This window comes from Pseudomonas sp. NPDC089530 (assembly GCF_050280705.1).
Lineage (GTDB): Bacteria > Pseudomonadota > Gammaproteobacteria > Pseudomonadales > Pseudomonadaceae > Aquipseudomonas.
The window spans coordinates 25147-33207 of the sequence record NZ_JBNNVU010000063.1; the positions used below are offsets into that span (position 1 = coordinate 25147).

At 66.2% G+C, this 8061-nt stretch carries 6 protein-coding genes; all 6 read right to left on the minus strand.

Going from position 1 to position 8061, the window contains the following annotated elements:
* Window positions 1–9: 9 nt before the first annotated feature.
* Window positions 10–1041 carry a 2Fe-2S iron-sulfur cluster-binding protein gene (locus ACQKQA_RS21195; protein ID WP_427561929.1) on the minus strand — a complete coding sequence of 344 codons (1032 nt, stop codon included), beginning with the start codon at window positions 1039–1041 and terminating at the stop codon, window positions 10–12.
* The gene (locus tag ACQKQA_RS21200) at window positions 1038–2342 is read right to left on the minus strand and encodes a fatty acid desaturase (RefSeq protein WP_427561932.1); all 1305 of its coding nucleotides are present in this window, start codon (window positions 2340–2342) and stop codon (window positions 1038–1040) included. Before ACQKQA_RS21200 ends, ACQKQA_RS21195 begins: the two co-directional genes overlap by 4 nt.
* An 80-nt stretch (window positions 2343–2422) precedes the next feature.
* Complete coding sequence (locus ACQKQA_RS21205; protein ID WP_427561935.1) at window positions 2423–3559, minus strand: acyl-CoA dehydrogenase family protein; 1137 nt, start codon at window positions 3557–3559, stop codon at window positions 2423–2425.
* A gap of 28 nt (window positions 3560–3587) precedes the next feature.
* On the minus strand, window positions 3588–6200 hold the full coding sequence (locus ACQKQA_RS21210; RefSeq protein WP_427561938.1) for an aminotransferase class III-fold pyridoxal phosphate-dependent enzyme: 2613 nt from the start codon (window positions 6198–6200) through the stop codon (window positions 3588–3590).
* Complete coding sequence (locus ACQKQA_RS21215) at window positions 6193–6471, minus strand: acyl carrier protein (RefSeq protein ID WP_427561940.1); 279 nt, start codon at window positions 6469–6471, stop codon at window positions 6193–6195. Before ACQKQA_RS21215 ends, ACQKQA_RS21210 begins: the two co-directional genes overlap by 8 nt.
* Window positions 6472–6863: 392 nt before the next feature.
* Window positions 6864–7256 carry a DUF6124 family protein gene (locus ACQKQA_RS21220; RefSeq protein ID WP_427561943.1) on the minus strand — a complete coding sequence of 131 codons (393 nt, stop codon included), beginning with the start codon at window positions 7254–7256 and terminating at the stop codon, window positions 6864–6866.
* Window positions 7257–8061 lie beyond the last annotated feature (805 nt).

Here is an 8061-nt window from a genome sequence, read left to right on the forward strand (position 1 = left end):
TCTGTATCGCTAATCGACTTGCAGGCGCACGTCGTCCGTCATGGGGTAGCCCACGCACAACAGGGCCTGGCCCCGGTTCAGTTCGTCCGCCGACAGCCCGTGGTCTTCGCGCATGCGCACCTGCCCGGCCAAGCGGGTGCAGACGCAGGCGGTGCAGAAGCCGCTGCGGCAGGAGAACGGTGGCTGCACGCCGCTGGCCAGGGCCGCGTCGAGCAGGGTCTGGCCCGGGGCGACCGTGAAGTTGAATGCCTGGCCCTGCATCAGCAGCTCCACGCGTTTTGCCGTGTCGCCGGCTGGCGCTGGCGCCTTGGCCGGGGTGAAGCGCTCCTGGTGCACCCGCTCCGGGGCGATGCCCAGGGCGTCCAGTGCGGCCGTCACTTCATCCATCATGCCGCTGGGACCGCAGCTGTAGTACTCCCGGGCCTGGGGGCCGGGCAGCGCGCCGAGAATGTCGAGCACCCGCTCCCGGGTCAGGCGCCCTTCGTGGGCCCCCGGGGTGTCCGGCCGCGACAGCACATGCACCAGCTGCAAACGCTCACCGAAGGTGTGCCGCAGTTGGTCGAGCTTGTCGCCGAAGATCACCGACTGCTGGTTGCGGTTACCGTAGATCAGCGACACCTGGGAGTCCGGCTCGAAGTGCAGCGCCGACTTGAGGATCGAGAAGATCGGCGTGATCCCGCTGCCCGCCGCCAGCAGCACCAGGTGCCGGCCCCGGCCCGGCTGCGGGGCGAAGGTGAAACGGCCGTGGGTGCCCAGGGTCTGCACCGCGTCGCCGGCGCTCAGCTCCTGTACCAGGCGGTTGGAAACCTTGCCGCCGGCCACGCGCTTGACGGTGATCGACAGGGTCTTGTCCAGCCCCGGCGTGCTGCTGATGGAATAGGCCCGGCAGCCCTTGGTACCGTCGACGTCGACCTCCAGGGTCAGGTACTGCCCGGCGCTGTAGCGGACTTTGCGCAGCAGCGGCTGCTTGAGGTGAATGGTCACCGCGTCGTCGGTTTCCCGTTCGATGGCGGCGACTTTCAAGGTCAGGGGTCGGTTCATGGCTGGCCCAGGGCGCTGCGCGCAGGTGTGGATTCATGGGCATTGCGCGGGGTGTCGGCGCGCCGTTGATGGGCGTGCTCATGGGCCGCGATGGGGGCCGGCAGCACCCGGTAGCGCAGCAGCCGGACTTTCTCGGCGTGGTCCAACGGCTCCCACCAGTCCAGCTTGTCCGCCAGCACATCGAAGCGGCGCAGCATCAGCAGCCCGAACAGCTCGAACACGCTGAGGTCGCGAAACACCATGGAGCCGGCGGCCGCCAGTTCCGGCTTGAGCCGCTCGAACAGCTCCGGGCTCTCCGTCCAGTGCCCGATGGCCCAGTGGTGGTGACAGGCGTGGTAGCCCTCGTTGAAGCTGTTGACCGGGGTTTCCAGCAGGGTGACGGTGTTGTACATCCAGTCCCTGGGGTCTTCCTGGCCGCCGTAGAAGGCATGCTGGCTCCAGTGGATGACGCCCATCAGGAAGTTGCTCGCGCACCAGGGCACCAGCATGTAGAGCACGGCGAGCGGCAGGCTGTAGAGCGCCAGCGCGACGAACAGCCCCAGGTGCACCAGGTTGCCCATGAGCATGGCCCGGGCCTGGCTGCGCTTGTGCTTGCTCTTGAAGTACAACCAGGGCGAGACCATGAGCTGCTGGTACATCACCTCACGCACCATATACACCGCGAAATCCCAGGCACTGGCATGGTTGTAGCGGGCGGTGGCGTAGACATCCAGCGGCCCGGCGTTCTCCCGGTGATGCTGCTGCAGGTGCGCCGCCGCGTGGGGAATCAGGCCCATGGGAATGGCGAAGAACATGTACAGGAAGGAGTTGCCGACCCAGCGATCGAGCAGACTCGAACGCTTGAAGATACCGCCGGGCACGTGGCCTTCCTGGTGCATGGCGCTGAAGGAGCGGACGAAACCGCGGATGTTCGGCCCATAGACGAAGGCGTAGAACAGCAGCACCAGCGGCCAGGAAACCTCCTTGAGCCACAGCTGGGCGACGAACACCGGCCCGGCGGTCAGGCCCAGGCTGATGGCGGCGGCCAGGATCGGTTCGTCCCGCGGGTCCTTGAGCAATCGATTGGCCAGCGGCTGCAACAGCCCGTGATAGCGCGTCACCAGCCAGTTGCCCAGGGCGCGCATCCCCGGCAGTCGGGCCAACAGCCAGCGCCCGGCATGCAGGCTATATGACAGGGCCAGGATCACCGCGATGGCCGCGGTGTTGAACACCAGCAGCACCGCGAACAGGGGAACCGCCAGACAGTGAAACCCGCGACCGACGTTGGCCGGCCGCTGCGGATACAGAAAATCGCTACTCATGCTTCTACTCCATTAGGCATGTTGCCGAGGCCGGAGGCGACGCCAGGGGCGTCGGTGCTCCGACCGCGGTAGCAGGCGAATCAGGCGCTGTACGACTCGCGCAGGAACTGCGCCAGCATCGGCGTGGCGGCGCTGCGGGAGATTGGGTGGAAGCAGATCGCCCGGGAAGCCGCCAGCAGGTAGGCCACCTCGTCGGAGGCGATGAAGGCCATGCCGCCCAGCAGCTCGACGCTGAGGTTGGTCGAGCGTTCGATCGCCGCCTGCACCAGGAAGCGGGTGCACAGCGCCTTGTTGTAGGTGTTCAACGGCGTGTCCTGCTGGGCCTGCAACTCACCGGCGGTACCGATCAGCGCCTGATGGGCGCCCTCCAGTTCGATGCACAGCAGGGCCAGTTGCGCGGGGTCGGCGAAGGGCTTGCGCAACAGCCGCTCGACCAGCGCCGAGGCCACGCCCAGGTAGCTGCCGCCGACCATCAGCTGGAACCAGCTCAGGCCGTTGAGCGAGGTTTCCATGGCGGTGGCGGCCACCTCCTCGCTGTCGGCGCCGTCGGCCAGCAGCATGCGCTCGCTGGGCACGAACACCCCGTTGAACACCAGCTCGTTGCTGTCGGTGGCCCGCAGTACCGTGGCATTCCAGAAGGGCTCGCGGGTGACGTCGCTGCCGTCGGAGAAGACCACGGCAAAGCCCTGGCTGACGCTGCCGTCGTCCTGCTCGCAGGCGACGCCGACCACGATCACGTCCATGTGGTGGCTCATGGTGCAGGGCTTCTTGCTGCCGTCGAGAACGAAACCGCCCTCCACCGGCCGCGCCTTGACGCTGGCGTTGAAAATCTCCGAGCCCGGCTTGCCCTCGGCGAAGGCCGAGGCGATCAGCAGCTGGTTCTGGGTAATGCCCCACAGCAGTTCTTCCGCCGCCGGGATCAACCCGCCCAGTTGCACGATGGTGGCGATGGTGTGGTGGTGCATGGTCATCATCACCGCCAGGGACGGGCACAACGTACCGATGGCCCGCAGGATCTCCACGGTTTCCTCCGGCGAGGCGCCGAGGCCGCCGTAGCTCTCGGGGATGATCAAACCGGCGGCGCGGTAGTCGCGAAACAGTGCGCAGAGCTCGCCCGGATCGGCTTGCTCCAAGGCGCTCAGGCCGCGTTCGCGCAGGACGGCGAGCAGGCCCGGCAGGTACTTCTCGGTGGCGTTGCGGGCGTTGTGCATCGACATGGTGTGGACTCCTTTCTCGTGGTCAGGGTTAACCGGCCTTTTCGATCAACTGCTCCACCGCGGGGGCGAAACCGAAGGCTCGGGCCAGGTCGAAAATCGCTTCGGCATCCGCCAGCGGTGGACGCTTGCCGATGCTGTAGTCGCGCCGCAGCCCGGCCATGGTCAGGACCATGGTTTCGGCCAGGCAGCTGAAGGTCACGCCGGTGGGCAGGCCGGTGAGGTTCTGCTGGCCGAAGCGCTGGCTGCGATCCGGCAGATGGATCAGGCCGCCCTCGATCACCGTGACGTCCGGGCGCAGCATCAGCGTGGCGTGGCCGATGTCCGGCGGCTGCGCGCAGTCGCAGATGATCGCGTTGTGGTGCAGGGCGATCGGGTCGATGAAGGCCGAGCCGTTGGAGGTGGCCGAGAGCACGGCCTCCAGGCGCGGCAACCAGCTGGCCAGGTCCGCGGTGATCACCAGCGGCGGCTGCACCTGGGGCTTGCCGCGAGCCAGGGCATCGATGCTGTCGAACAGCTCGCGCAGTTGCCCTTCGTCGTTCAGGTCGCGGTCCAGCAGTTGCTCGACGCTGGCCAGGCTCGGCAACAGCAGCACCAGGCTCTTGGCGATGCCGCTGCTGTGGCCGCCCTGGATCTGCAGCAAGGCGTCGCGATACAGCTCGCCGGCCACCAGCCGCAACTCGTCCATGGCCCCGCGATTGGCGGCGTTACCGAGCAACACCAGGTGCTCGCAGAAACGCCCCAGGCGCAGACTGGCCAGACGCCCCACCGAACCGTAGGCGCCGATCACCCCGGTCAGGCGCTTGGCCAGCGGCGCGCCGCGGTTGGCGCAGGTGCTCAGCAGCGCCTCGACGCCGACCATGGCGGTCAGGCTGTTGCCGGTGGTGGTGTGGAAACGCTCGTTTTGCACATCCAGGCCGGCACTGGAAATCACCGAGGTGTAGGCCCCCAGGCCGACGAAATCCACCTCCAGCCCGGCGACGCTGTCCAGGTAGTTGGCCAGCAGCTTGCGCCGCTTGCCCAGGCTCAGGCGCATCAGGTCCCGCGGTAGCAGCAGGCTGCCGATCAGCCAGCCTTCGACGTAGTCGCCGGCATCGTTGTAGACCCGCCGGGCGTGGTAGGACACACCGGCGTCGAGGTCGGGCTTGGCCCATTCGGAGAAGTCGTCGAGCCAACCCTGCATGAAGGTCTTTTCCGCCGCCGACAGCCCCAGGCCGTCCACCACGCTGTCGCCGTTGACGCTTTCGGCGGTGGTCGGGTGCAGCAGGAAAGCGAAGCGCCCCAGGCAGCGCCCGGTGCTGCGCGGCTTGCCGGGCACCACCCAGGGGCTCAAGGCGCCTCGTGGGCCGGCGTAGCCATGGGCTTCGAGGATCAGCCGGTGCTGCTGGTCGTGCACCACCAGTTCCGCCACGGCCTTGAGGCCTTCGAGCAGCACGTCGAGATCGGCGCGCTCGATGCACAGCGGCGGCTGGATGCGCAGCACGTTGCCTTCGGTGAGGGTCGGCAGGCAGTACACCCCATGCCGGGCTTTCAGGTAGCCGCAGACAATGGGCACCAGGGCGCCGAAGGCACTGGCCAGGGACAGGGTATAGAGGCGCTCGCCGCTCCAGCGGCGGAATTTCAGGCCGAGCATCAGGCCACAGCCATCGACACTGTGGAACACCTCGGGGTAGTCGCGCACCAGGCGCGACAGCCCGGCGTACAGGTAGGCACCCTGCTCCGCCGCGTGCTTGAGCTGGGCCCCGTCGTTGGCCGTGAGCTGGTCGAGCACCGCCAGGCCGATGGCGGCGCTGAAGCCGTTCACCGCAAAGGTAGAACTGTGGTGCCGGTCGAAATCGCGGCTCCAGCATTGCTCGCCGTAGATGCACGCACCGATGGCCGCGACGCCGCCGCCCAGGGCCTTGGCCAGCAGCACCACATCCGGCTCCAGGCCATGGGCGGTGGCGGCGAACAGCTCGCCGGTACGGCCCAGGCCGGTCTGGATCTCATCGAGCACGAACAGCGTGCCGTACTGATGGCAGAGGTTCTGCGCCGCCAGCAGGTAGCCGGGCGGCGGCGTGATCATGCCCGCCTCGCCCTGCACCGCCTCGACGAAAAAGGCCGCGGCGCGCCGGGTCTGCAGCTGCTCTTCGAGAGCCTGCAGGTCGCCATAGGGCACATGGCTGAAACCGTCGGCGCGGATCTGGAACGGCTCGCGGTAAATGGCCTTGCCGGTGACCGCCACCGCGCCCTGGGTCTTGCCGTGAAAGCCCGTCAGGGTACCGATCACCAGCTCGCGCTGGGTCGCGGCACGGCACAACTTGATCGCCGCTTCGACTGTCTCCGCGCCGCTGGTGGTGAAGGTCACTTTCGAGTGGGTGCCCGGCGTCAGCTCGATCAAGCGGCGCGCCAGCTCTTCGGCAGCGGGGTTGATCAGCGGCTGGATCAGCGAGGGCTGACCGCTGGCGAGGAATTTCTGGATCGCTTCGGTGACCGGCGCCGCGCCATAACCGAAGGGCACCGCACCGAACTGGCCGACGAAATCGATCAGGGTCTGGCCGCTGGCGGTCTCGATGCGGGTGCCTTGGGCACGCACCACGGTCTCGTTGAGGCCGACGAACTCCAGCAGTTCCTGGCGAGTGATATTGAGCAGCGAATCAGCCATGGCTCACCTCCGCCACGGCCCGGCGCGCACCCTGGTTGATGACGCCGTACAGGTGCTGGCTGACCTTGCGCACCGTGTCGTACTGGTAGGCCAGCTCCGGGTCCAGGGAGATGCCGAAACGGTCTTCGAACTCGGCGGACATCCCAACGATCAGCACCGAGTCGACGCCCATCTCATGGAACGAACGCTCGACGTCCAGCGACCTGGCATCGACCTCCAGCAGGCTGGCCAGGGTCTCGGTCACGGCAAAGGTTATTTCGTCTATATGCACAGTCGCCTCCTAGCGTAATTCGCTTCCTTTGCATGACCATTGGCCCGCGCCACCCTGCCGAGAAACGGCGTGATGAACGCTTGGACAGGCGTCTTGATGCAAACGCGTTTTGAGTGTGGATAACCCGCCGCAGCAGGCCATTTGCTACACCCGAATGCTCGGCGCCACGGGGCCTGCGCTCAATACTCCGTAAGGAGTAGCGGCGGCCTGCTTGGTGTCATGGAATGGCGCATGCGACACATCTCTGTAGCCGCTGCCGAGCCCGCGAGGCTGCGATCGCCTGCGAAGCAGGCGCAGGATCTGGAGACCGCTGGAGGACCTTCGGTCCTATCGCAGCCTCGCCATGGCTCGGCAGCGGCTACAGGGTTTGGCGGTGGCTGCTGGGGCCAGGCTTAAACTGCTGCCCCGCCTTCCCGCCTTGCCGATCCGTCGAGCAACGCGTCCACCACCGCCCGCGCCATCTCCACCGAATGAATCATCGACCAGATCAAGCCGCGCTCCACGCCGCTGGCACGTTCGGTGATTTCATCGGACACCTCCTCGGCCGCCTTGAGCAGGATCGACACATGCACCAACGCCTCCTCGGCGCTGATGCCTTCACGCACGGAAAACAGCGAATCACGGCCCACCGCGCCACCCGCAGTGGGGCCCAACGACTGCAACAGAACCACCTCCCCCGAACCATTGGCCAAGGAGTGCAGGACCGCCTTGTTCGTCAGGTCATGCTCTGGATTACGACAAGCAGAGGAGAGAGAAACCGGTGGATCGGGGACGAGCTTTTTCATGGTGAATCCTCTTGGAATGGAGCCACCACCGACCGCTGCTAAACGAATGAGGGTGGCAGCTGTACGCGGGTTAGCAGACCGGTCCAAGAATCCCGGCGCACCCAAGGGCGCCCCACGCACAGCCGCCATAACAGCAACCGAAAAAGGTTGGTTGAATTGACAGCGGTACCTGCGTGACTTGGAAGCGAGCTGCTAAACCCGATCACCGAAAATTCAGTGACGAACCCGAGGCTAGACAGCCCATTTCCCAGACACAAGCGGCCCGGAGCTTCTCGGAAAAACCTGACAAAAGAAAGCGAAGAGCCTCACTTTCAGACAGCGTCCTACACGGCAAAACCTGTCATCCCAAGGATCTGATGTGCACGATCCCTGTAGCCGCTGCCGAGCCACGGCGAGGCTGCGATAGGACCGAAGGTCCTCCAGCGGTTTCAAAATCCCTGCGCCCCCTGCGGGCTCGATCGCAGCCTCGCTAGGGCTCGGCAGCGGCTACAGATGCGCCGACCGGTAGGTCGCGCCAGCGCCAGCTTTTGATCTTGATCCACCCGCCCCTTCGGCAGGCCGAGTGGAGGTGTTCATCAGGGGGATGGCGCGTAGCGTCGTACGGCGAAGCCGTACACATCGAGAGGAGGTCGAAGCGAAGCCGACCGGAGGCGATGCCCCCTGATGGACACCGGAGGGAGGGAACCCGAGCGCAGCGAGGGCCGTACGCGGGGGCATGAACGGGACAACCACATAGGTGACAGAAAAGTTCAGGCACATGGGTGACACCAAATCAGGCCTGTGATGCCGGATTGAGCCTGATATA

Coding starts and splice junctions, on each gene's coding strand:
- ACQKQA_RS21195 (WP_427561929.1), bottom strand. CDS start 1,041: ATGAACCGACCCCTGACCTTGAAAGTCGCCGCCATCGAACGGGAAACC.
- ACQKQA_RS21200 (WP_427561932.1), bottom strand. CDS start 2,342: ATGAGTAGCGATTTTCTGTATCCGCAGCGGCCGGCCAACGTCGGTCGC.
- ACQKQA_RS21205 (WP_427561935.1), bottom strand. CDS start 3,559: ATGTCGATGCACAACGCCCGCAACGCCACCGAGAAGTACCTGCCGGGC.
- ACQKQA_RS21210 (WP_427561938.1), bottom strand. CDS start 6,200: ATGGCTGATTCGCTGCTCAATATCACTCGCCAGGAACTGCTGGAGTTC.
- ACQKQA_RS21220 (WP_427561943.1), bottom strand. CDS start 7,256: ATGAAAAAGCTCGTCCCCGATCCACCGGTTTCTCTCTCCTCTGCTTGT.